At 45.9% G+C, this 24,230-nt stretch carries 20 protein-coding genes and 3 pseudogenes; 9 read left to right on the plus strand and 14 right to left on the minus strand.

All coding sequences use genetic code 11. The annotated features are described in order from the left end of the window. Positions 1 to 54 precede the first annotated feature (54 nt). Positions 55 to 921 (minus strand): branched-chain amino acid ABC transporter permease, encoded by an 867-nt coding sequence (locus IQ257_RS17700; protein ID WP_193875341.1) that lies wholly within the window; start codon positions 919 to 921, stop codon positions 55 to 57. 119 nt (positions 922 to 1,040) lie between these two features. On the opposite strand from IQ257_RS17700, the gene IQ257_RS17705 reads away from it, so the two are divergent. Together IQ257_RS17705 and IQ257_RS17710 are read left to right on the plus strand one after the other, a co-directional pair. Further along, entirely contained in the window at positions 1,041 to 2,639 is a 1,599-nt protein-coding gene (locus IQ257_RS17705) for a gamma-glutamyltransferase family protein (protein WP_193875343.1), read from the plus strand. Between the two features lie 99 nt (positions 2,640 to 2,738). Further along, complete coding sequence (locus IQ257_RS17710) at positions 2,739 to 3,932, plus strand: DNA cytosine methyltransferase (RefSeq protein ID WP_193875345.1); 1,194 nt, start codon at positions 2,739 to 2,741, stop codon at positions 3,930 to 3,932. On the opposite strand, the pseudogene IQ257_RS31565 reads toward IQ257_RS17710, so the two are convergent. Then, positions 3,895 to 4,122: pseudogene (locus IQ257_RS31565) on the minus strand (restriction endonuclease); the annotation flags it as partial. The gene IQ257_RS17710 and the pseudogene IQ257_RS31565 sit on opposite strands and share 38 nt — an antisense overlap. An 81-nt stretch (positions 4,123 to 4,203) precedes the next feature. Then, positions 4,204 to 5,244, minus strand: coding sequence for a hypothetical protein (locus IQ257_RS17715; protein WP_193875347.1), 1,041 nt, complete (start codon positions 5,242 to 5,244; stop codon positions 4,204 to 4,206). Between the two features lie 905 nt (positions 5,245 to 6,149). On the opposite strand from IQ257_RS17715, the gene IQ257_RS17720 reads away from it, so the two are divergent. After that, the gene (locus tag IQ257_RS17720; RefSeq protein WP_193875349.1) at positions 6,150 to 6,953 is read left to right on the plus strand and encodes a cobyrinic acid a,c-diamide synthase; all 804 of its coding nucleotides are present in this window, start codon (positions 6,150 to 6,152) and stop codon (positions 6,951 to 6,953) included. A gap of 101 nt (positions 6,954 to 7,054) precedes the next feature. On the opposite strand, the gene IQ257_RS17725 is transcribed toward IQ257_RS17720, so the two are convergent. Continuing rightward, on the minus strand, positions 7,055 to 7,993 hold the full coding sequence (locus IQ257_RS17725) for a YihY/virulence factor BrkB family protein (RefSeq protein ID WP_193875352.1): 939 nt from the start codon (positions 7,991 to 7,993) through the stop codon (positions 7,055 to 7,057). A 129-nt stretch (positions 7,994 to 8,122) separates the two neighbouring features. On the opposite strand from IQ257_RS17725, the gene IQ257_RS17730 reads away from it, so the two are divergent. Next, positions 8,123 to 8,632: a hypothetical protein gene (locus IQ257_RS17730; RefSeq protein WP_193875354.1), complete on the plus strand. Its 510-nt coding sequence runs from the start codon at positions 8,123 to 8,125 to the stop codon at positions 8,630 to 8,632. 61 nt (positions 8,633 to 8,693) lie between these two features. On the opposite strand, the gene thrC is transcribed toward IQ257_RS17730, so the two are convergent. From thrC to rimO, 3 genes are all read right to left on the minus strand, one after another. Continuing rightward, a complete protein-coding gene (gene thrC / locus IQ257_RS17735) occupies positions 8,694 to 9,806 on the minus strand; it encodes a threonine synthase (protein WP_193875356.1) in 1,113 nt (370 codons plus the stop codon). Between the two features lie 82 nt (positions 9,807 to 9,888). Continuing rightward, on the minus strand, positions 9,889 to 11,283 hold the full coding sequence (locus tag IQ257_RS17740) for a DEAD/DEAH box helicase (protein ID WP_193875358.1): 1,395 nt from the start codon (positions 11,281 to 11,283) through the stop codon (positions 9,889 to 9,891). Positions 11,284 to 11,394: 111 nt separating this feature from the next. Continuing rightward, entirely contained in the window at positions 11,395 to 12,732 is a 1,338-nt protein-coding gene (gene rimO / locus IQ257_RS17745) for a 30S ribosomal protein S12 methylthiotransferase RimO (RefSeq protein ID WP_193875361.1), read from the minus strand. Between the two features lie 328 nt (positions 12,733 to 13,060). Here rimO and btpA point away from each other — a divergent pair, with 328 nt between their 5' ends. Together btpA and IQ257_RS17755 are read left to right on the plus strand one after the other, a co-directional pair. After that, complete coding sequence (btpA, locus tag IQ257_RS17750; RefSeq protein ID WP_193875362.1) at positions 13,061 to 13,909, plus strand: photosystem I biogenesis protein BtpA; 849 nt, start codon at positions 13,061 to 13,063, stop codon at positions 13,907 to 13,909. Positions 13,910 to 14,052: 143 nt separating this feature from the next. Then, on the plus strand, positions 14,053 to 15,030 hold the full coding sequence (locus IQ257_RS17755) for a vitamin K epoxide reductase family protein (RefSeq protein WP_193875364.1): 978 nt from the start codon (positions 14,053 to 14,055) through the stop codon (positions 15,028 to 15,030). An 86-nt stretch (positions 15,031 to 15,116) separates the two neighbouring features. Here the strand turns inward: IQ257_RS17755 and IQ257_RS17760 are convergent, their stop codons facing one another. Continuing rightward, the gene (locus IQ257_RS17760; protein WP_193875366.1) at positions 15,117 to 15,338 is read right to left on the minus strand and encodes a hypothetical protein; all 222 of its coding nucleotides are present in this window, start codon (positions 15,336 to 15,338) and stop codon (positions 15,117 to 15,119) included. A gap of 119 nt (positions 15,339 to 15,457) precedes the next feature. After that, on the minus strand, positions 15,458 to 16,801 hold the full coding sequence (gene clpX, locus IQ257_RS17765; protein WP_193875368.1) for an ATP-dependent protease ATP-binding subunit ClpX: 1,344 nt from the start codon (positions 16,799 to 16,801) through the stop codon (positions 15,458 to 15,460). Between the two features lie 319 nt (positions 16,802 to 17,120). Between clpX and IQ257_RS17770 the strand changes: the two genes are divergently transcribed. Continuing rightward, positions 17,121 to 17,639 (plus strand): transcriptional repressor, encoded by a 519-nt coding sequence (locus IQ257_RS17770; RefSeq protein ID WP_193875370.1) that lies wholly within the window; start codon positions 17,121 to 17,123, stop codon positions 17,637 to 17,639. Between the two features lie 22 nt (positions 17,640 to 17,661). Here the strand turns inward: IQ257_RS17770 and IQ257_RS31570 are convergent. Then, positions 17,662 to 17,856, minus strand: a pseudogene (locus IQ257_RS31570) (hypothetical protein); the annotation flags it as partial. A 41-nt stretch (positions 17,857 to 17,897) separates the two neighbouring features. On the opposite strand from IQ257_RS31570, the pseudogene IQ257_RS17780 reads away from it, so the two are divergent. Further along, positions 17,898 to 18,153: pseudogene (locus tag IQ257_RS17780) on the plus strand (hypothetical protein); the annotation flags it as partial. Positions 18,154 to 18,159: 6 nt separating this feature from the next. Here IQ257_RS17780 and IQ257_RS17785 read toward each other — a convergent pair. Next, on the minus strand, positions 18,160 to 19,734 hold the full coding sequence (locus IQ257_RS17785) for a glycosyltransferase family 39 protein (protein WP_193875374.1): 1,575 nt from the start codon (positions 19,732 to 19,734) through the stop codon (positions 18,160 to 18,162). A gap of 130 nt (positions 19,735 to 19,864) precedes the next feature. On the opposite strand from IQ257_RS17785, the gene IQ257_RS17790 reads away from it, so the two are divergent. Beyond that, positions 19,865 to 21,373, plus strand: a complete 1,509-nt coding sequence (locus IQ257_RS17790; RefSeq protein ID WP_228060797.1) for an ArnT family glycosyltransferase — start codon at positions 19,865 to 19,867, stop codon at positions 21,371 to 21,373. Between the two features lie 19 nt (positions 21,374 to 21,392). Here IQ257_RS17790 and IQ257_RS17795 read toward each other — a convergent pair whose 3' ends face one another. From IQ257_RS17795 to folK, 3 genes are all read right to left on the minus strand, one after another. Beyond that, positions 21,393 to 22,817 carry an FAD-binding domain-containing protein gene (locus IQ257_RS17795; protein ID WP_193875395.1) on the minus strand — a complete coding sequence of 475 codons (1,425 nt, stop codon included), beginning with the start codon at positions 22,815 to 22,817 and terminating at the stop codon, positions 21,393 to 21,395. A gap of 282 nt (positions 22,818 to 23,099) precedes the next feature. Further along, a complete protein-coding gene (locus IQ257_RS17800) occupies positions 23,100 to 23,648 on the minus strand; it encodes an NUDIX hydrolase (RefSeq protein ID WP_193875378.1) in 549 nt (182 codons plus the stop codon). Positions 23,649 to 23,655: 7 nt separating this feature from the next. Next, positions 23,656 to 24,165: a 2-amino-4-hydroxy-6-hydroxymethyldihydropteridine diphosphokinase gene (gene folK, locus IQ257_RS17805; RefSeq protein WP_322744383.1), complete on the minus strand. Its 510-nt coding sequence runs from the start codon at positions 24,163 to 24,165 to the stop codon at positions 23,656 to 23,658. Between the last annotated feature and the right edge of the window lie 65 nt (positions 24,166 to 24,230).

Raw genomic sequence — 24,230 nt, forward strand, 5'->3', positions numbered from 1 at the left:
GAGCTGGGGAGCTAATGACTAATGACTAATGACTAATGACCAATGACTAACAAATCAAATCGTACTCCTAAACAACCCTTGGGGACGTATGAGGAGGACTAGCACCATAAGCAGGAGGGCGACACCGATTTTGTATTCTGAACCTAGTCCAGGAATAGCGACACTTAGTTCTTGGGTAACACCAATAATCAGCGCTCCGACAATTGCGCCGTAGGGGTTGCCAATGCCGCCGAGAATGACAGAGGCAAACATGGGTAGAATCAAAAACCAACCCATATTAGGACGGACAGCAGTGATTAAGCCGTACATGGCACCCCCGAAGGCGGTTAAGGTGCCATTGATTACCCATGTCCAAATGACAACCCGCTCGACGTTAATGCCAGATACGCGGGCTAAGTCAAGATTGTCTGCCACGGCTCGCATGGCTTTCCCGATTTTGGTGTTTTGCAACAGAATGTGCAGCAGTGCGATCGCGACTACTGCCATAATGACAACGATAATTCGGAAATAAGCGACCTTGACCCCTAGGATGTCAATAGCTGGAAGGACAGGTAAGTCGTAGGATTGGTTGTCGCCACCCCAGATAAAGATGATGCCATTGCGGATAAACAGAGCCAGTCCAATTGAGATAATAATGAGAGTGGTTGCAGAAGCACGGGCATTGCGCATAGGTCGCCACAGTAGAAATTCAGACAATAGCATGGCAGCGATCGTGCCTAGAACACCGAGAATTATAGAAATCCAAATATTGATTCCTTTGGTATTGGCAAGCCAAGTAAAATAAGCGCCCAAGGTCATAAAGTCGCCGTGAGCAAAGTTGGAAAGCCGTAAAATACCATAGGTTAGGGTTAACCCTACGGCTGCTAAAGCAATAATGCAGCCTAAAGCAATACCATTGACGATAAGTTGTTCGGGTGCCATCGGACTTAGAAAAAATCGTTACGTGGAACTAGAGGATAGACTGGCAGGGACAATTGAGTCAATCTAAGTTTGAGAAAGGGAGTAGGGAGTGGGGAGGTGGAGGTATTTTAATAAACATTATGAATCAGAACAATTTAACTCACTACCCCTACCCTTCAGCGCGACGAGTCATTGTAGGCAAACGGAGTGCTGTGGCAACCAGCCAACCCCTGGCAACTTTGGCGGGAATGGAAATGTTTTGGGCGGGGGGAAATGCTGTAGATGCGGCATTGGCAATGGCAATTGCGCTAACTGTGGTTGAACCCACCTCGAACGGCATTGGTTCTGACGCTTTTGCTTTAGTTTGGGATGGTAAACTGAATGGTCTCAACGCTTCTGGTAGAAGTCCCCAAAACCTGACGATGGATCAGTTTGTGGGGATGGATCAAGTTCCTGCCAAAGGTTGGTTGCCTGTGACTGTACCAGGATGCGTGTCAGCGTGGCGGGTGTTGTGGGAGCGTTGGGGCAAGTTGCCTTTTGAGCAGTTATTTGCACCAGCGATTCGATATGCTCGGGAAGGTTTCCCGGTTTCACCTGTAACGGCAATGGCTTGGAAACACGCCGAAGGGATTTATTTACCGCTTCAGGGGCGAGAGTTTCAGCCGTTTAAAAAAGTATTTTTTCCCAACAACCGCGCTCCCAAAGCAGGGGAAATTTGGCAGAGTGAGAGTCATGCTAAAACTTTAACGAGTATTGCCCAAAGTGGGGGTGAAAGTTTTTATAAAGGAGATATTGCTAAAGCGATCGCTAATTTTGCTGCTGATACGGGTGGTGTGTTGACGGCTGCTGACTTGGCAGCACACCAACCCGACTGGATAGAACCCATCTCCACCACTTATCGCAATTTAACCGTTTGGGAAATTCCCCCCAATACTCAAGGAATTGCCGCTTTGATAGCGTTGAATATTCTCGATGGGTTTGATCTAAGTCGATATCCCCGCGAGTCGGTAGAAAGCTATCACCTGCAAATTGAAGCCATGAAGCTGGCATTTGCCGATGTTCACCGCTACATTGCTGATCCAAACTTTATGGAGGTGGCAGTTGAACATCTCTTAGATAAAGCCTACGCACAAGAACGCCAGAAACTTATTAGTGAAGTAGCGATTCCCTTAGCTGAAGCTGGTTTACCCAAAGGTGGAACGGTTTATTTAGCGGCGGCTGATGGGGAACTGATGGTTTCTTTTATTCAATCTAATTTTGAAGGCTTTGGTAGTGGTATTCTCATTCCCGGTACAGGTATTGCACTGCAAAATCGAGGTGTAGGGTTCTCCTTACAAGCAGGGCATCCTAATCAAATTGCACCCGCTAAACGTTCTTTTCATACCATTATTCCCGCTTTTCTCACCCAAGACGGGCAACCCTTAGGACCTTTTGGAGTAATGGGGGGACCAATGCAGCCTCAAGGGCACTTACAAGTTGTGGTAAATTTGGCAGATTACAAGATGAATCCGCAAGCGGCTCTTGATGCTCCTAGATGGCAGTTTGTAGCGGGGAGGAAGGTTCTTTTAGAGCAAACTGTACCTCGTCATGTCATGTTGGAGCTGACGGAACGGGGTCATGATATTGAGGTTATCGCAGAAGGGAGAGAGTTTGGCAAGGGTCAAATTATTTTAAGGGATGGGGACGTTTTGATAGCGGCGTCTGAACCTCGTGCTGATGGGTTGGCATTGGCACAGTAGTGCAGGCAAGATGCCTGCATTAAATCTACAATAAACAGGCAGACGGCTGTTCTACGAATTGGTATTATAACTATAGGGATCACAATTGTGTAAAGGTGGATGGAAGGGATACAACTATCTTTATTTACGAATAAAGACGAACAGCAATCGATTACAAAACAGAAGAAAGCTAAGTTAGGACGTTACGAACGTCTTCAACGGGCACTAGAGGATAACCCGTGCGACTCCTATAAGACATTCATTGACATTGAATCACCACCTGAACCAGCAACAAGGTACACCTTTGTCGATTTGTTTTGCGGTGCTGGGGGAATGAGCCAAGGATTAGTACAAGCAGGATTTATACCAGTAGCAAGTGCTGAAATTAATGCCATTGCATCGGCAACTCATCAGCGCAATTTTCTCCAATGCCATCACTTTTGTGGGGATATCCAATATTTTTATCCCAAACAATGGCTTGAGCAAGTTGATTCGCCAGAAGTCCATTTGGTTGTCGGAGGTCCACCCTGTCAGGGGTTTTCAGTTGCTGGAAAACGCGACCCTAATGATCCTCGTAATCATTTATTTCAAGAATTTGTGCGTGTAGTTTCAGAACTCCGTCCCTGGTACGTCGTGATGGAAAATGTACCGGGAATTTTGACAATGGGGAAAGGAGCGGTTAAGGAAGCAATTTTCAACGCTTTTGATGCCATTGGTTATTCTTCGATTTCTGTCGCTATTCTAGAATCGGCGGCTTATGACGTTCCTCAAATTCGTCCGAGAGCTATTTTTATTGCCAATCGATTGGGAATGCCAAATCCCTACCCCAAAGCTCAATTCTTACCTCAGCAATACAAGCCGATAGAATCTGCCATTTCCGATTTACCCGAATACACCCCTATCCCAGAAATTAACCACGAATGGACAAAGCATTCATCGGCTTATATGGAACGAATCGCTAAAGTTCCTCCTGGTGGTTCCTTATATAAAACCTATGCTGATGCCTTTAAGCGTCAATATCAGGGAAAACCCAGCATGACTATTAAAGAAAATCATGGGGGAACTCATATTCATCCTTACCTTAACCGGGTCATTTCAGCGCGAGAAATGGCTCGATTGCAAACATTTCCCGATTCGTTTATCTTTGAAGGTTCGATGAAAAAAGCGATGTGGCAAATAGGGAATGCCGTTCCACCTCGTTTAGCTGAATGTATTGGTTATGTACTAATACCCTACTTAAGTAAAATTGCACTGGGTATGCAGAGTCAACTTGCTCCTAGCCATCATTCCCAGACTCAGCTATCTTTTGATTGAGGACATTCCGCCAAGCCTCAAAATTATACCAACCACATCCGACACAGCCTTCTTCGGCTTCACTACCCCGCTCATGTTGGGAAGACCATTCCTCCCCTCCTTGATACCAGAACCTAATACCAAAAGGCGTGCCTCTTCTTCCAGTTTTGATACAGCTTTCACAACTTCTCGATTCAGCCATGCGCCGATTGTGACTGTCTACGGACTATCAGTCTACGGACGATATGTCACATTTCAATTGATACAAGTTGCACTCAAGTGAGCTTAATAGTTAACCGTTAGACTCCACCATCACTTTCAATCGAATAATTTGCTCCCCAGTATCATCCAATGGCACTTCAATCACCTCACTAGTCAGACGATCCAAACAGTTAAGGAGCGATCGCAAATGGGGAGTACTCGCACCCGTATCTACATATAATCGGTCTGACAGACTGCCCAGACGCTTCCAAGTGGTGTAGAGTCTACCAACGGTTTGTTCCAGCGTGGATGCTTGTTTCACCAAATCCGCAGCCGTATTCAAACAGTCCAAGCGCAAGGCTTCTTCTAGCGCCATTTCCATATCTAGGGCAGATTGCTGAAGTGCCTGAACTTGTGCCGCTGCATCGAGATACTTAGCTAAGTAACGGGCATCTGAAGTAACCTGCTTAACGGTATCGACATCGGGACTTGTAGCTACTTCCTGTTGTAAGGGTTTCAGGTGGAGTTCTGGCAACTTCTCCATTTCTTTGACTAAAGGTGCCAAATAACGGGCAGGCATTGTCCCCGATGCGGCTTTTTCCTTCACTTCATCGGGTAGCAACTCCGACGACATCGCTGTCCATTCATCCGCAAGCTGCTTAACTTCGCGCCGGGTGATGCGATCGCCTTTTTGTGCCGCATCCGTTACCAACTGCTGCACTTCTGGTGCCGACTTTGCCGTTTCCACAAATGCCCGCTTACTGAAATTTCGGATAGCATCAGAACTGAGTTTTCCCTCTGCCAACAGGGTATCGGCACTGTTTGCCAGTTCAATCAGGGAATACCCTTGACTCTTGCTAATTTCTCGACTTTTGAGCCAGTTTAAAAAACCTGTTCCCCGCCCGTCACCTCCTTTCTTCTCTCGATCACGCACAATCCGCAGAATCCGCCCCCGCCAAATTTCAGTTTGCAAGTCGAAGCGATCGCAGACTTGCCAAGCGTTATCGACTAACTGCTGAAAGTCATACTCCAGAATCTCCTCATCCTCTGGATCGGGTAACTGGAAATTCAGATCAACGGGTTCTTCGAGAACAGCAGCGAGTTCGGCAGTGGATTCGGGGAGTTGAGCCATAGGGAAGCGGACGTTGGGTGATAGAGGAATCGTTACTTGCTCTCCAAATTATAGAGGTACGCCACTGATAGAGTAAAAAGGGTCGTCTGGGTCTGATGAATGCACAAGATATACAGATAGGCAAGGGGGCGATTCTTTTTTTCTCAGCAACGGTAAAATTTCAGTAAATCACAAAGGTTGGGAGCCAGGAGAAATCAAAAAAAGAAATGTATCAGATTTAACAGCAACAGTGATCTTGCCCAGAATGGGTCAAATTCCTGCATACCGATGCTCCTGACTTGTTCGAGGGGAACTTAAAATCTTTGCAGTTTCTTTACATAACTGAGACTTGGCAGCCGATAAGAGTCTTATATAATTTATGAGAATGCCTTTAGTTCTATCGAGTATTCACAAGTCGTTGGTTTCTCACAAATGACTTGGGATTGCTATATAGACTCATTATCGTATAATAAAAAAAAGCACTCACTTAGTAGGTGATAGACTTAAGACAGGAAAGTCTTCCACCTCACTGTCCTGCATTTGAATCAAAATAAAAGAATTGACAAATAGGCGCAGGATAGCTGGTTCCGCAGGGTAAAGTTACAGCTCAAGAATAAAATTTTTATCAGATATTGTCAATCTCTTTTTTCAAGGATTGGTGGGAACGAGCGACAGGAACAGTTTTACGAACAGAGATTATACATTCTCGCCACTCGAGAGAGACTCAGGACTTTAGAGATAAAACTAGCTTAAGATAGGAACTGGCAGCTTGACAGGATTTTATGCTATCTATACTCCATCAGCTATCCATCCTAACTTGAGTCAAATTTGGGGTAACTTCTGTGTAGATTCAAGTAATCATCAAACTTTGGATAAGATTAGAGTTGGGGTAAAGTGTTCTTGATCAACGGTTTCGGTGGAAAATTATGCAAGGTGTCGAACGCGAATTTCGGTCAAATCTAGAAGAAATTAAAGCAATTAGTGCCTTAGAAAAAATTACTTTAACAGTCAGGAAAATAGCAGATAAAATTCCTCTAGAGCGGCGGATGCATATTTTATCACTCTGTTATTTAACCTGTGCTGCTCCTACAGAAAAACAAGAAGGATTTGCTAAATCTTTAGATGATTATGTGGCAGATCATTTAGTCGAAATCTTACTCAGAGAGCGCACTGTTCAACGAATTGCGAGTTATTACCTCAAAAATTTTCGTATTTATAAACGACTCACTCGAATCTCCCTAAAGGTTTATATAAAACACTTTTACTTTCATTCATTCCAAAATTCGCATACAGAGCCTGATTCCTATTTGGAATTCATCCTCCGATTGCTTCATAATTCAGGATTGCGGATTAATTTTTGCAGCTATATTCTGGGTTTTGAAGTGATTAAAATGATGTTTGAGATGAGTTGGTTGCAACATGAACGATTTTATCAGTTACAAAAAAATCAAGAAATTTTTATCGACACTTACATAAAACCCATTCAACAAGCTCATCGAGTCAACGGAATTATTGTCCCAAAACATGAGAATGTTTTTTTTGCTAGACGGGATTACTTTATTCAACGCCCCCATATATCTGAAGAAAAATTGGTCGCCTTAGTTCAGTCTACTTTTAGTAAAGAAGCCGTTACAAATTTGGGATTTTCAATCATCCGAAACCTCAATTCTTTAGCGTTTGATTATGACTATATTTTTAACTCTGATCCTGAAGTCATCTTCGTTGTTTGAAGCCGTTCAGCCTAAGTGTTTATAGCGGTTCTTCCTTGGATAGAATAGACCGAGTTGGAGGAGAGTCCTATTGAAAGTAACCTGTCGTCTGTATTTTTCTTTTAACTCAATTCGGTTTCTGTTACTTCCGGAACGACTGTGAGTTCTTGTGCTGCCATTAACCTAGCTTTTGCCCGTTGCATATCCTCTCCCACAGTAGAATTGAGCTGATCGCCCAACAAAAATACTAATGAAGTCATGTAGCACCAAAGTTGTAAGACAACAACAGCTCCCAAAGCTCCGTAGATTTTGTTGTAATTGCTAAAGTTTACGGCGACGTAGTGGCGAAATAATCCCGATACGATCGCCCAAGAAATTGCCGCCAAAACTGCTCCCGGTATTATCGGGGTTCCTGGATGCCAGCGGCTCGGACCAAACCGATAAATAACTGCAAAGACGACCGCAATCAAACTTAAAGCAATCAACCAACTCAAAAGCCGCAAAAAGGATAGCAAAACCAATACAATACTGTGGTCGCCTACCATTTTCACTACTAAGTTACTGATAAATAGCAGAAATGAAGCTATAAACAGTGGAAAAATACTGCCAATAGTCAGACCCAAAGCAATTAATTTAGCTTTCCAAAAGGGTCGGGTTTCCTCAATGGGAACATGATGGATTTGATCAAGAGCGTTCATGGCAGCGCCGAGTACCCCGGAAGCAACCCAAATTGCCACGACAAAACTTAGAGAAAATAATCCGCGATTATCTGCTAAGTTAACCCCCTCGGCAAAATTGTGCATTAGTTGCAGTACCTGCTCCGGTGCCACGTTCCCAAGCTGATCGGCTGGATTCGTCCAGGGGATAAACTGTTTGAACAATTCAACCACCGTAAGAATCACTAAAATAGCTGGAAACAGTGCTAATGTGGCGTTGTATGCCATCTGAGATGATAGCGCCATCAACCGACGTTTCATGGCACGGCTGAACGTCTTTCTCAAGTTGACCAGGTTAAGGTAGCGAAAGAAATGGAAAAAACGAAGAACGCGGGGGACTAGCATAGATTTGAGTTGCGGCTTCTATCTCTAATACTGTGCCAAACTTACCGACAGTTAACCGGAAGCCAGTGTCAGTAATGCAAGCTACACAAAGCATTCTTTCATGGAAAACGACGTGAGGAACACCTGTCTATGAACAATGATGTCAGAGAGTGGTTAACCCAAATTAAGGAGCTCAAGCAGCAACTGGCAGATAGCATTAGCGATCGCAATGCTGCCAACGAAAGTGCCGCGAACTGGCGTCAGCTTTACAATACCGAAGCCCAGCAACGCCGTGCAGAAAATCGGCTAACTCAACAACAGCTTGACGCTCTCAAAGCCGAAATCTACCAACTCCAGCAGGAACGTGTTCAACTCAAATCCGACAATCCTGAAGCCGCTTCAGCAGTTGAGCAAGAAGTGGCAAAGGTGCAAACCGTTGAGGAACTCAGAGCGAAACTAACTGAAGTCATGATGGAACGCGATCGCCTGCTCGATGCCTTAAAAACCGAACAAACCAATCACGCTCAGACTCGTAAAAGCTTAACCGCTGTCATTGGAGACACAATTGATCAATTGGCAAAGGAACGCGGTAATCGCCCTCAGAATGAAGAGACAAGGGGACAAGGAGACGCGGGGACGCGGAGAGACGGAGATGTTTGAGATTTTATTTTACTCATCTCCTCCGCTCCTCCGCTCCTCCGCTCCCTTGCTCCTCCGCTAGTTAATTAAATCCCATTACCTCAGCAACGGCTGCTGTCGTTGGTTCAATTCCTGGTTTAAATTGATTATTACTATGTTTGATAGCCGTATCCGGGTCTTTTAAACCATTACCCGTCAGTACGCATACGACTGTTGCCCCAGCAGGCACTTGGTCTTTGACTTTCAACAAACCCGCAACCGAGGCTGCACTCGCTGGTTCACAGAAAATTCCTTCTTGAGATGCCAAGAGTCGATAGGCTTCGAGAATTTCAGCATCGGTGACGCTGTGAAATTGCCCCTGACTCGATTCTTGCACCGCGACGGCTTTTTCCCAACTCGCTGGGTTGCCAATCCGGATGGCTGTCGCCACGGTTTCGGGATGAATGACTCGTTTCCCTGTAACGAGGGGAGACGCCCCTTCTGCCTGAAATCCCATCATCCGGGGCAAGCGATCGCACTTTCCTTGCTGATGGTATTGACAAAAGCCCATCCAGTATGCAGTGATATTTCCGGCATTACCAACCGGAATGCAAAGCCAATCGGGAGCATCCCCTAGATTATCCACCACCTCAAAGGCTGCTGTCTTCTGACCTTCTAAGCGATAGGGGTTAACCGAGTTCACCAAAGTAACGGGGTAATTAGATGCCAGTTCCTGAACAATAGCCAAGCACTCATCAAAATTCCCCTTAATCGCCAGTACCTCTGCCCCGTACAGCAATGCCTGCGCCAGCTTACCTAATGCTACATAGCCATCCGGTATGACCACGAACGCCCGCATTCCGCCGCGACGGGCATAGGCAGCGGCAGAAGCAGAAGTATTACCCGTACTGGCGCAAATGACAGCTTTTGCTCCTGCTTCCTTTGCCTTAGAGATTGCCATCGTCATACCCCGGTCTTTGAAGCTGCCGGTAGGGTTGAGACCATCATACTTTACCAGCACCTTTACCCCTTTACCCACAGCTTTGGTCAGAGTGGGTACGGGAATTAGGGGAGTATTTCCCTCTAAGAGGGTGACAACTGGGGTTGAATCTGTGACGGGTAAATACGGGCGATACGCCTCAATCAGACCGGGCCAGTTGAGAAGGCGGGGGGCAGTATCTCCAAAAGTAGGAGAATCGGCAGCAGACAGAGTCATTAGTGATTGATCATGGGTTGATAATTGTCAATGGGGGTAATTGGTAAGAGGTTGGTCATTACCGAATTACCCACTACCATTATTAGCGCGAGCGGTTAGAAGTCACAGACTCTTGAGACTTGTTGCTGCGGCGCTTGACAGGTTTGGGACGTTCGACGGAATGCTCGAACTCCACGGCATTTAGAGGCGGTTGTGTTTGGTCGTAGACCATTTGCAACGCAGCGGCTGCGATCGCATGGGGATCGTACTCCTCACTCAACTCGTGTACGATGGGCAGGAAGGATGCCATGCGTTCGCCTGCTAGGGCTTCACGCAACTCCTCTTGCAGTTTTTCTACACGCCGCGCTTCAATTTGCGCTCGGGTTGGAATTGGGAAGATTCGCAACGTTTGCCGAACTTTGCGCTCGATTAGGTGCAGCTTGCGCCGCTCAAAGGGTTGAATCAGAGAGATTGCTATTCCCGTCTTGCCAGCGCGACCGGTACGACCGATACGGTGAATATAGCTTTCTGCCTGATCTGGCAGGTCGTAATTAATAACATGGGAGAGGTGATCGACATCCAAGCCCCGTGCGGCAATATCCGTTGCCACAACCCAGCGCACCTGACTTTGCCGGAATCGGGACAGCAATCGCTCCCGCTGGCTTTGGCTCAAGTCGCCATGGTACTCGTCTACACTGTGACCTGCCCCTTGCAGTTGGCTAGTCAGTTCTGCTGCTGACCGGCGTGTCCGCACGAATATTAACGCAGCTTCTGGGTCTTCAATTGACAAAATGGGCAGCAGAGCTTTGGACTTAGAGCTGCCCCGAGGCACCATATAAATTCGCTGCTCGATTCGCGATGGAGTGGCTTTGGATTGTTCGACGCTAAGGGTAATGGGGGATTTCAGAAATTGGTTGATCAAATCCCGAATGACACGCGGCATAGTTGCCGAGAAAAACGCCGTCTGACGTTCGACTGGTGCTTGTTTGAGGATTTTTTTGACATCATCAATAAAGCCCATGCTCAACATTTCATCGGCTTCATCGAGGACAACCCACTTAAGCTGATCAAGTTTCAAGTTACCTCGGTCGAGCAAGTCGATGACTCGTCCAGGCGTACCGACCACAATATGGACGCCCCGTTGTAAACTGCGAATTTGCCGCTCAATGGACTGACCGCCATAGACGGTCAAAATTCCCAATCGGCGGTTGCCTCTGAAGTCGCGAATTGCATCGGCAACTTGCTGTGCCAACTCCCGAGTCGGAGTCAGAATCAAGGCTTGCACACCGTGGCTGTCGGTCTCAATCCGCTCCAACATTGGTAGGGAGAAGGCTGCGGTTTTGCCAGTACCGGTTTGAGATTGACCAACAACATCTCGTCCAGCTAGCAGTTCGGGAATGGCTTGAGCTTGAATGGTAGTAGGAGTTGTAAAACCGAGTTGTTCGAGTTGATGGACACGCTCTTCAGATAAGCCGAGGCTTTGGAAAGAAAGGGTCATAAGCTATTGTTTCGCTATTGGTGTTCAGTTTTGAAAGGTTCAGTTGTCACGGGGGCAGTTGTCAGGGGTCTGTTTATCACAAACTCCAGACAAGCCAATCAGGGACTAGGCTTAACAGACAACTGATAAGGGACTAGGGACTACAGAACCGTAATGGTCGTAGATGTCGGCACCAGTAATTTCCACTGGCACGATTGTTCCTAGGGTGGCTTCGCCCTGGATATAGATCAATCCATCGACATCGGGAGCAAATCGAGCCGAGCGACCGATCAATTCACCGGTTGAGGGGTTTTCTTGCTCAATCAGTACATCAACCACTTTGCCCACTTCACCCTGATTTCTTTTTGCCGAGATGGGCTGCTGAACTGCCATCAAAGCATCCCGACGATCGTCCATGATCTCTTGGGGCAGTTGGTTTGGCAATTGATAAGCAGGTGTTCCCTCTTCTGGAGAGAAGGTGAATGCACCGACGTGGTCAAACTCGTGATTCCGAATAAATTGCAGCAAATGTTCAAAATGCTGCGCTGTTTCACCGGGAAACCCAACGATGAAGGTGGTTCTAAAAACGGCATCCGGCAGGGCAGCTTTCAGCCGCTCGATAATCGCGTCGTTCACTCGTCCCTGCCAAGGTCGGTTCATGGCACGGAGGATTTCTGGATGGGAATGCTGTAGGGGTAAATCCAGATAAGGTAGGACATTAGGGGTTTCCTGAATGGCGGCAATGACTTGCGGTGTTAACCCCGTAGGATAGGCGTAGTGCATCCGAATCCAGGGAATGTCTACTTTACCTAATGCCCGTAAAAGCTCTGCGAGTTTTGGTTCGCCGTAGAGGTCTACACCGTAATTGGTGGTGATTTGCGAGATTAAGATAATCTCTTGGACGCCCTCAGATGCCAGTTGTTTGGCTTCTGTGACTATGGATTCAATGGTGCGCGATCGCTGGTTGCCCCTCAGATGGGGAATAATGCAGAACGCACAGCGGTAATCACATCCTTCCGCGACTCGCAGGTAAGCTACTCCTTCTGAAGTCGTGCGATAGCGCGGCGTTGTTTCATCTGCAATGTAGGTAGGCTGGGCGGAAACTTCCTGAACTCGCTCCCCCGCTTCTGCCCGTTTTATTACCTCAACGATTTTGTGATAATCGCCAGTTCCTACCAACGCTACGGCTTCTGGCAACTCTGCCAACAGGTCTTGCTGGAAGTGTTGAGCCATACAGCCTGCGATGACTATCCTTTTATTGGCTTCTGCCAATTCTACCAGCGTGCGGACAGATTCTGTCCGAGCTGCTTCAATAAAACTACAAGTGTTTACGATAACATAATCAGCTAAGTCTTCATTACTATCGACTTGATAGCCTGCTTCTACTAGCAAGCCTAACATATGTTCGGTATCGATGCGATTTTTTTCGCAACCCAGATGAGAAATTGCAATGGTTGGCTTTTTGCCCATGCGGTTATATAATGACGCAGATTGGTTGGGGGAGCTGCCCGATTAAGGCTTATTTTACATCAGCGACTGTCACCCCGCTCGGCAGTGCTTTCGCGGGAGCTTTTCCACCTGCGAGGAACCTCTAAATTGACTGTTTGAGAAGTCCCTCAGCCTTCCCAGGCAGCAACGAGATGTTTTTGATCATTTCGCAAGCTTCGCCTTCTATTTTATATAAAATTTTATTAATATATGCAACACGCTACGATTATCTATGCAATCACTACCCTGAATCCCTCATGGGAAACCATTTATGGTAGAGCAAAAGTAGCCGGTGTTTTCAGGTAGATACGTGAACTTACATCAGATTTTCAAGACACCGAATCCCATTATTGGCGTTGTGCATCTGCTGCCGCTGCCAACCGCTCCCCGCTGGGGAGGGAGTCTCAAAGCTGTAATCGATAGGGCAGAGCAAGAAGCAACGGCACTCGCATCAGGGGGAGTCGATGGCATTATCGTTGAGAATTTTTTTGACGCCCCGTTTACAAAACATCAAGTCGATCCTGTCGTCGTCAGTGCAATGACGCTGATTGTTCAGCGGCTGATGAATCTAATAACCCTGCCAGTGGGGATCAACGTTTTGCGTAATGATGCCCAGAGTGCTTTGGCAATTGCCACCTGTGTTCATGCCCAATTTATCCGGGTTAATGTTCTTACCGGAGTCATGGCAACCGATCAGGGGTTAATTGAGGGACAGGCGCATCAGCTACTCCGTTACCGTCGGGAACTTGGCAGCGATGTCAAAATCTTTGCCGATGTATTGGTCAAGCACGCACGACCTTTGGGTTCTCCGAATCTGACAACAGCCGTGCAAGAAACCATCGAACGAGGTTTGGCAGATGGCGTTATTCTTTCCGGTTGGGCGACCGGTCGCCCCCCTTCCCTAGAAGACTTGGAATTGGCATCGGCTGCTGCCAACGGCACTCCTGTGTTTATTGGCAGCGGAGCGAATTGGGAAAACATTTCCACCCTAATGCAGGCAGCAGACGGCGCAATTGTATCGAGTTCCCTGAAGCGACGAGGGAGGATTGAGCAACCTATCGATCCTATCCGCGTCAGTCAATTTGTGGAAGCGGCACGACGCAGTGTTTCTGCCAGAGCCGAACTCAAGCCCCTGTCCTCTGTCAAGTTACATTCGTAAGTAGATGGAGCGATTTGTCACGAACATTGACAAGTACGGGTCACTTACCTCGCCCGCTCTGCTTTGAGAGTCATATTGTGTGTGCAGGTCGCCCCTACCAATTGACCGCTAACAACCAACAACTGATAACTAACTATTTATCTATGACTCGCCGACGTTCTGCCCCTTGGATTCATCGCTGGTCGCGTCCTCTGATTGGTGCGATCGCTCTTTTAGGTGCCTTAGACACTGCCTATCTTACTTTGGTTGAGCTTGGAGTGTTTAAAGAAGCCGCCCTATGCCCTACCAGTGGCGTTATAAACTGCCAAGCTGTCTTGACTAGCAGCTATGCCAAACTCTTTGGTGTGCCTTTGAGCTTGTTTGGCTTCTTGGCGTATGTTGGAATCGCCCTATTTGCTTTTGCCCCCCAACTGCTGAAATCTTCCAATAACAAAGAACTGCGAGCTAAGGTAGAAGACTGGAGTTGGCTGCTGATATTTGCCGGTGCAACCGCCATGGTTGTATTCAGCGGCTATCTGGTCTATTTGATGTCTTTCAAAATTGGGGCATTTTGTATCTACTGTCTGGCTTCGGCGGTATGCTCTGTTGCCTTATTTGTTCTGACAATAATCGGTCGGGCTTGGGAGGATATTGGGCAGCTCTTTTTCACGGGTATTGTGGTGGGAATGGTAGCGCTGATTGGTACACTGGGTGTCTATGCTACCGGCGCTCCAGTCGCAACCTCCCAGGTTACTGACGGCGTGATTCCCCTAGCTTCGGGTACTCCAAAACCTCCCAACGGCTGGGAAATTACGACAACCTCTAGTGAAGCTGAAATTGCTCTAGCCCGTCACCTTACCGAGGTTGGTGCTAAGGAATACGGCGCGTTCTGGTGTCCCCACTGCTTTGAACAGAAGCAGCTATTTGGGAAGGAAGCATTTACTGAGGTTGATTACGTTGAGTGCGATCCGGCTGGCAAAAATCCTCAGCCTCAAGCCTGTCAAGGGGCTGGAATTCAATCCTATCCCTCTTGGGAAATCAACGGTAAGTTGTATCTGGGTGTTCAAACATTGAATGAACTCGCTGACCTCACTAACTATCAAGGTTCACGGGACTTTAAATATACGCTTCCAGGGCGTTAGGGATAATCGGTGATATTGAATTCAGTCGGGTGTATCTCCATTTTTTAGCCAAATTTGGGATGCACCCCCTATTTTTTTGAAGTGAATTATTGGCTTTGACCCTGTTCTAGTTGTTCGACTTCCTCTTCAGTGCGTCTATTGGGGTTTTTGGGTTCCCAATCGGGAAATAAGCCGATTAAGAATTGATTGAGGCTGGTGCGCGTGTCCCGACTTGCTTGGTTTAACGGGGCGGGAAGAACGCGATCGCCAATTGTGATAAACACCAAGGCTAGAATAAAAACTAGTCCTAGAAGATTTTTAAAACGCATAACCCTCTCCAAATCAATGTGGACGAGTTGGTTTTACTGTTAGTATTCCCACAGAATCTAAGCTAGCAGCTATTCCTTATTAATTATTTATATTAGAACCAGCTTTTGCCCTTTCGCCCTCATGCCGACTCCGGATTAAGCAGCCAAGAGGGATGTACTAGCAGTTCACTCGTAGAGCGCTGCTCAACCATCTCTCGTGTAATGGCACAACGGGTGATATCTTTTCGGGAGGGCAACTCGTACATCACCTCTAACATCAACTCTTCTAAAATACCGCGCAGTGCTCTAGCGCCAGTTTTACGACGAGAGGCTTCTTGAGCGATCGCTCTAAGGGCTTCTGGGTGAAACTCCAAGCGGACGTTATCCATCTTCAGCAGTTTTTGGTACTGTTTCACCAATGCATTACGAGGTTGTGTCAGAATTGCCATCATCGCTTCTTCATCTAACGCATCTACCGCTGTCAAAACGGGTAATCGACCAATTAGCTCTGGAATAATACCAAATTTTACCAAATCCTCGGCTTGCATGTGTTTGAAGAGTTCGGAGGTAGCCAGTTGCGGCGATCGCTTTTCGCTCGGTTGAATAAAACCAATTGACTTTTTCCCCAAGCGTTGCTCTACCACTTTTTCCAAACCGACAAAGGCACCGCCGCAGATGAAGAGAATATTGCTAGTATCGAGTTGAATGCATTCTTGATAAGGATGCTTGCGTCCCCCTTGCGGTGGCACATTTACCACCGTTCCTTCCAAAATTTTCAGCAAGGCTTGCTGAACTCCCTCACCGGAAACATCTCTGGTAATTGAGGGACTTTCACTCCGACGAGCAATTTTATCAATTTCATCAATATAAACAATACCTTGCTGTGCCGTTTCCACATCGAAATCAGAAACTTGCAGCAGTCGTAGCAATATATTTTCTACATCATCCCCCACATAACCCGCTTCAGTTAGGGTGGTAGCATCAGCAACAGCAAAGGGAACATCTAACTGACTTGCTAAGGTTTGAGCTAAAAGAGTTTTACCGCAACCCGTCGGACCAATCAGAAGGATATTGGACTTTTGCAGTTTTATCTCATCATCTAGTACGTTAGCGCCCTCGGGTTCATTTTGAGCGAGATTTAAACGCTTGTAATGATTGTAAACAGCTACGGAGAGAACTTTTTTAGCTTGGTGTTGACCAATGACATACTTGTCTAGCGTTTGCTTGATTTCAACAGGTTTTGGTAGTTGATGCAAACTTCTACGGTTAGACAAGGATGGGGTTTCCTGTAGGGGGGGTTCGGCTGTCAGAGGAGGATCAAGTACTTCAGTGGATGAGTAAAATAATTCTTCCTCCAAGATTTGATTACACAGTTCCACACATTCATCACAAATGTAAACGCTAGGACCGGCAATTAACTTGCGGACTTGTTCGGAGGACTTACCGCAAAATGAGCATCTTAAATAGGAGTCGTATTTGGACATATTAAAATCTTAGCTGTTGGGATGGTGACAACAGAGCAGTCGGCAGGAAAGTTCTAGTGTACCAAGTCAGCTTAGTAGAGGAACTCAATAAAATCTCTTTATTACCATTGTGGCGCAATTGAGACACTAACTTCTCAGGCATTTCCTCACCCTGGGGTTTCTTGTTAGGCAGGGATGTGGGGGGACAGAGAAGTTGTTTTTGGCACCTAGGCAGCAGCCCTCAGTCCTGAGATTTATTATCAATTAATTGATTTTCTTGCAAATAAGAGGGATAAATTACTATTATTGTCAATAATGGCATTTTCTTGAGAGAAATATCATGCCTCCTTATACAGCCTCTTCACTCAAAGCCGAACTCAATTCCCGAGGTTGGCGGTTGACGCCTCAGCGGGAAACGATTCTGCATGTTTTTCAAAATCTTCCTAGAGGAAACCACCTAAGTGCTGAAGAACTTCACGACCTGCTAGAGCAGCGCCGGGAAGCTATTAGCCTATCGACAATCTATCGTAGCGTAAAGTTAATGGCGCGAATGGGCATTCTGCGAGAACTCGAATTAGCCGAAGGACACAAACATTACGAACTCAATCAGCCTTTTCCTAATCATCACCACCATCTGGTCTGTATCCAGTGCAACCAGACCCTTGAGTTTAAGAATGATTCTATCTTGAAACAAGCCATGAAGCAGGTAGAAAAGGAAGGCTTCCAGCTTATCGACTGCCAACTAACCATTCATAGTATTTGCCCAGAAGCAGTACGCATGGGATGGCCCTCGGCGCTACCGAGCAATTGGTGTTGTACAAGAGCGATCGCTCATGGACATTCCCCGATTGAAGATTAATAGTGCGATCGAGATTACCAGATGCCAAGTACTGACCATCCCTCGACCAAGCGATCGCCAAACTAGCAGCGCGGATATCCAAACAGTAGGGTTCATCCTGGCAGCTTTGCGCCGTCCAAACTTTCACCCCCCGATGACCACAAACCGCTAAATACTCCCCATCAGAACGCCAATCAATACCCAATACCGAGGATGCCTCAAAATTCAATGTTGTCATCACCTCACGCCGTTCGGCATCCCAAATCTGTACAGAACGCCCTGGCACCCAAACCGACAAAAGCCGAAAAAGCAGCACAAGGAAAGACGGGATTTGTCGTGGTGGCAACGCGATGGGTGATTGAGCGGTCAAATGCTTGGATGAAACGTTGTAAAAGTTTAGTCAAGAATTTTGAGAGGACTCTTAGCCATGCCAGGGCAAAGTTCAATCTCTGCTTCATCAGAGCTAATGGTCAAAAGATTGGCATCTAAATTAAATATAAAATTGCCCCATTTTTGGAAAATTAGATATTTTTAACTGTTTTTATTGTTTTTTATCAATACGCCAGACCTGATTCGTTTTATTAATATTTTTTAAGGTATATTTTTTGGAGAGTTCAGTTTTCATATTTTGGGAAGGTTTATATAAAAATACATCACTGAAATCGTCACCTATTTCCGGTATGTTGGGTTCAATCACTAACTGAAATCGCACTTTTGGTTCTAACTGATGGCTAAAAGATAAAACGTTTGGAAACCAATCGTCACTAATCACAACCGGTTTCTTAGCTTGGTTAATGATGGAAGCTAGCGTGTGATGGATATTGTCATCAGCTTTATTCCACCAGACTTCTGATTGAGAAATGTTTACGCTGGAGAGAACACCAATTGATATCAATACCACTATCCCTCCCTTCCATAGCTTTTGTGAACATAACTTAGAAGCAGTTGGGGTAAGTTTAGTAGCGAAGAGGTAAGCAACTGCTAATTGGATACCTAAAAAAGTAGGGATTAGATAGCGAGTAACTAATGACCGCTGCCCACCAAAAATTAGATCGGGTAGGATTAGGGCAAGTGCTGGTGTAGCGATCAAAGTCAATACAAATAGCCAAACCCTTTCTGGGCTATTGCGAAACAGAAAATAAATTGAATAGCTTACTAAAGCTAACACCATCAAAAGAACGAATGAAAAAGGAATTAAGTATACTAATGGACTACTTTCATTTAAACTAAAATCAGCAAAAAACAAACTGATGCTGCGAACCCACTTAAAAATATAACCAAATAATGAAATTGGCTCTTGTGACTTGTTTGCAAGTTTAGATGCCTTAAGGCTAACTATATAAATCCAAGGAACAAAAAATAGAAACCCAGCCAGAGATGTAGTTAGATAAGCAATTAATTTTTTACTGAGTCTAAAGCGTTCAGTGATCAGTATATAGATTCCATGTCCGATAGAAACTAATGCAGAAAACAAAAATGAGTACAACCCCAAGACTACAGTTCCTGCATATATAATCCAACTACCAATGCTTTGCAACCGCATGGCTCGTAAGAGTGAAGCGCTAGAGAGTAAAATGGTTACCGTCCATAAACTGTAGGGTCGGGCTTCTTGAGCATAGAGTACATGGAAGGGGGATACAGCCATCAATGCCATTGCTATCAAACCTGTCAGCGGCGAACGAAATAGTTCGAGGCACAGCCAGTAGATACAAGGGAAAACCAGCAAACTAACTACCGCAGAGAAGCTACGTGTTATTGCCACTGAGTTGCCAAACCATTGCACCCAATATCGCACCATCACAAAGTACAGTGGTGTTAACTGAGGTTCTATTTTTGCTACTCCTTCAATGGTATCGATTACAGTTTTTTCAGAATCTGGAGCTGGATATTGGTATTTATTTAGGTCTTCGAGTCCAATCTCTCGACCATCGATAATTTGCTCAGTCACTTCTTCTGCAGTGTAACCAGAAAGTTGTAATGAGGTGAAAGTTTCGTCATACCAGTAGGCTTTTTGGTCAAGATTTACGAAGCGAAAAAAAACACCTAGAGCTAACAGAACAACGATTATTGCTCTTAAGGAACTTTGAGTCAATAAATATTTTTTTGTTGTTTTCATTTAGGTTTTACCAAAAATCATTTTTCTGTGTATTTTTATGTATTAATTTATACATCTAAACCTTATTGGGAGAATAAGTCAGTATATTCTGTAATAAAACTAGATAATTTGCAATAGTATAAAAAAATAAATGATTACAAAATTGAAAAAAGGTAATCGCAAACTGATGAAGATGAGGAAACCCTTGAAGGAGTTACTACACAAAGACTGGTGGCTCAAGTATTTGCCAGTTATTCTCTTGGGAGTAGTCCTCTGCCTGCTGCTCTTTCATACCGCCGCATCCTTAGTGGAATGGTACTACCAGTGGGAAAACCCTAGAGACTTAGACTACGCTGAAGGCTGGCATGCTTATGTCGCCTCTCAGTCTTATCCGGGCGGGGAGCAAGTCGGTTCCTCCTACGAAATGCCTTACAATACCCTGCCATACCCACCAATTAGTTACCTATTCCATGGTTGGATGGGAAAATTAGTGGGAACTGACTTGGTAGGCGTGCGCACAATTGGCAGAACAACGTCGCTGCTCATGACCCTGCTAAATAGCATAATTATTTTTTTAATGGGACGGGCAATTGGAGTTAGGTTACTGTGGAGTGCGATCGCAGCGCTTCTGTTCCTAACCTCTCAGGAGGCTCACTTTTTTGCTGTCAGCCTGCGACCTGATGAAATGGCTTTAGCGTTTATGCTGTTGGGGTTGTATACAATACTGCGTTGGCGTAACTACTGGCTAATCGGTGCTTTGTTTGCCCTGACATTAGCCACGAAACATTCATTTATCTCAGTCCCGTTGGTGCTGACAGTTACTCTGCTGACCCAACGGGATTTTCGTTCATTACTAAAATTCCTAGCTAGCGGATGTTTAGTTGGACTGTTAATCTTCGCTGTTAGTACTTGGATCTTAGGTCCATACTGGTGGCAAGGTTCTTTATTACAGGGTTTCCACGGCGCTGACTTCAAGCAGGCAATCTTCTTTATCGGAGAAGGATTCACTCAGCCGGTGCTTGTGATTGGCGTGGCGAGTGTGATGGTAACGAGGCTGAGGAACTCTGGAGGGTTTATCGCCGTATGTTTTCTGGTGAGCTTGTGCCTGAATAGCGTAGCACTAGTCAAGGTGGGTGCAGCACCCAATTACTTCCTAGAACCTGTGGCGCTGGCGTCAATTCTCACTGGCTATTTAGCTGAAAAAGTATTAGATAAGCGGCGTTTAATGTGGAGGGCGTTTGCCTTCACTTTAGTTCTGGCATTAATCATTCCTTCCACTGTTGAGCAAGCGATCGCGGCAGTAGATTCCCTGAAGGCAAGAGGTGATACTGACCTCGACCCCAAACCCGTTGTCGAACTGTTGCGCCGAACAGAAAGACCAATTCTCGCAGATCAGGCTTGGCTGTACTTCGAGAGTGGTCATCAACCATTCGTCTCTCCTCCCGATCTGATCATGGCAGGGGTTGAGGGTGGTAAAATTGACGGTAGACCAATGCAAGAGTTTATTGAGGATCAGGGATTTAAGGCAATCGCGGTACGCCAAAATTGGAAAGAACGGCGTCATTTTCCCCAGGCTTGGATCTCAGCGATTGAGAAAAATTATCAACCTTTGAGTGAGGACTATGTATATATCGTTATGCAGCCAAAGAATAAATCCTAAATCCCAGGAATTTGTGCTATCATTTATGCTCTTGATAACGCTGCTTAAACTCCCTTTGCCGCTCCTTATGCTCCACTATCGGAGCAGCATACCCACAAGCGTCACGCTCTTCACTAGGAATTTTTCCCGTAACCAAGTATTCCGTATCTAGAGAACTCAGTTCCGGTAGCCACTGCCGAATATACTCTCCATCTGGATCATATTTCTGCGCTTGACTCGCTGGATTAAAAATCCTCAGGGGTTTGGGGTCCATCCCACTAGAGGCACTCCACTGCCAGCCGCCGTTATTCGCTGAAAGGTCCCCATCATATAGCTTCTGCATAAAATATTTTTCTCCCCACTGCCAGTTAATGATCAAGTCCTTAGTCAAGAAACTAGCAACAATCATTCGGCAGCGGTTGTGCATCCATCCCGTTTCATTTAATTGGCGCATGGCAGCATCAACGATAGGATAACCAGTTCTGCCTTCACACCAAGCCTGAAACTGTTCTTCATTATTATCCCAAGGGAAGTCTTTAAATTCCTGGCGATAGGGACTTTCTGCCAATTCTGGGAAAAAATACATTGCGTGTTGGTAAAATTCCCGCCAAGCCAGTTCTTGCTGCCAGGTTTGGATACTGTTGCGGGTTTCGTCGCTGCGGCTGTTTTCAAAGGCACTAGCCGCCGCTTGCCAAACCGTGCGGATACCGATGGCTCCAAATTTTAAAGCAGCACTCAATTTTGATGTGCCATCAACGGCAGGAAAATTCCGCTGTTCTTGGTATTCGTCAATGGCGCTATTACAAAAGTCTTTTAATACTTCCCGTGCTGCCTTCTCCCCTGGTGCTACAAGTAGTCGATTTTCCCAGGAATACCCTAAATCTTTGGCAGTGGGTAAATCAATAACCCCAACTTTTTCAGCAATTTCTAATTCTTTTTTTGTCAGTCCTTCCGTCTTTTCCAAGGGTTCTGTTGGTTCGGCTTTAGGTTGGTCTTTCCAGTTTCTCCAGAACGGGGTATAGACTTTGTAGGGTTCGCCAGACTTGGTGCGAATTTCTCCTGGGGCGTGCAAAAGCTGATCCCAGCTATTATAAACAGCAATACCTTTTTCTTTGAGGGCTTCTATAACTTGCTGGTCACGCTTTTGGGAGTAAGGCTCGACATCCCAATTCCAGAATACTGCCTTGGCACGGAGGGCGTCTGCCAGTTCTGGAATTCCTTGGTAGGGGTTTTGATGGAGGATTAATAATTGACTGCCAGCTTCAGAATAGCACTGCTGCAACTCCTGCAAGCAGCCCATCATGTAGGTGACTCTAGCGGCGGCAATGTCGTCTCTTTCTAAAATATTGGGGTCGAGGCAGAAAATTCCTACAACCTTCTGGCTTTGTTGTCGAGCAGCGGTCAATCCGATATTATCTAAGGTGCGTAAATCGCGGCGGTGCCAGAACAGAAATAACTGCTGCATCATACCAATATTTAAACGTATTGTCAATAAAAAATACTTCGGGTTAACTTGTGCTGTCTACTCTTTCCCATTAATGGTGTCCTTGGGAAATGGTAGGCGTATTTACGCCAGATTGTACTAATTCAAGTAACATTAGTAGGAGTCAGGAGTCTTATCTATTTATTAGCTCTATTTAGCACAGCTTTGGATGCAGCAAGGGAAAGGGACAGGACAAATCAAACCTTGTACGTTATAACCCATTTGTTTTAGGGTCAACTCTAACCGTTACCTCCTAGCAAATGGTTATTTCAAAAACGGACGAGCCAGGAAAAAGCTACTAATGGATTTTGCATCTACTGCATCACCATTAAGAATAGCTTGCTCTAATTCCTGGGGTGTCATTAAAACGGTTTCTATATCTTCATCAGCGTCCAGTTCGGGGCGCGTTTCCAGGAGTTCTAAGTCCTGAGCGAGAAAGACATAGATATATTCATCGGAATAACCAGGGGCAAGCGGGAATTCACCAAGGGATTTCCAGCTATGGGCGCGATAACCGGTTTCTTCCTCTAGTTCTCGCTTGATAGTGATTTCCGGGTCTTCATGAGATTCTATAGTGCCAGCGGGAAATTCTAAAAGACGCCCTTGAACGGTAAAGCGGTACTGGCGCACGAGTACCAACTTACCCTCTGGGGTGACGGGAACGGCAAGGGAACCGCCTGGATGACGGATGCATTCCCAGTCTCCTTCTGCATAATTGGGAAGGCGGAGGTAATTGACCTCAAAGTTAAATCGCCGTCCCTGATAGACCAAGCGTTGTTTGATAAGTTGTGGGGGTTCTTGACCTTGGGGCATACTTTCTTTACATTCGGTGGACTCCAGAACAGTCTAACCCTTGCAGGAGTTGTGCGATCGCTTGACCGGATACCGGCTCGACCCAATCTGGGGCAATTTCGGCTAGTGGCACGAGCACAAAGGCTCTTTCCCTCATGCGCGGATGCGGGATTTGCAGGTTAGGTGTCTCTAAAATTAGATCGTCGAATAAAAGAAGATCAATGTCTAGGATTCTTGGTCCCCATCGTTCTCGGCGTAGACGACCAAAGCGTTTTTCAATTCCCAACAAGGTTTCTATTAATTCCTGGGGTGTTAACTGCACCTCCAGTAAGGCGCAGCCATTCAGATAATCTGGTTGCGGCGGACCGATGGGTGCGGTTTTGTACCAGCTTGATTTGGCTGTGAGGGTAATATCTGAGATTTGCGCTAGGGTTTCTATCGCGGCTTCTAAGATGGCAAGGGAATCACCGAGGTTACTACCCAGTGCGATCGCGCTTTGCGTCTGTTTTGCAGATTTGGAGTTTGCTGATTGAATCACTACGATAAGAAGGGGAGTAGGGAGTGGGGAATCCTCTATTTAAGTTTGTCAGGTAGACTAGCAAC

This window comes from Coleofasciculus sp. LEGE 07092, from assembly GCF_015207375.1.
Classification (GTDB): domain Bacteria; phylum Cyanobacteriota; class Cyanobacteriia; order Cyanobacteriales; family Coleofasciculaceae; genus LEGE-07092.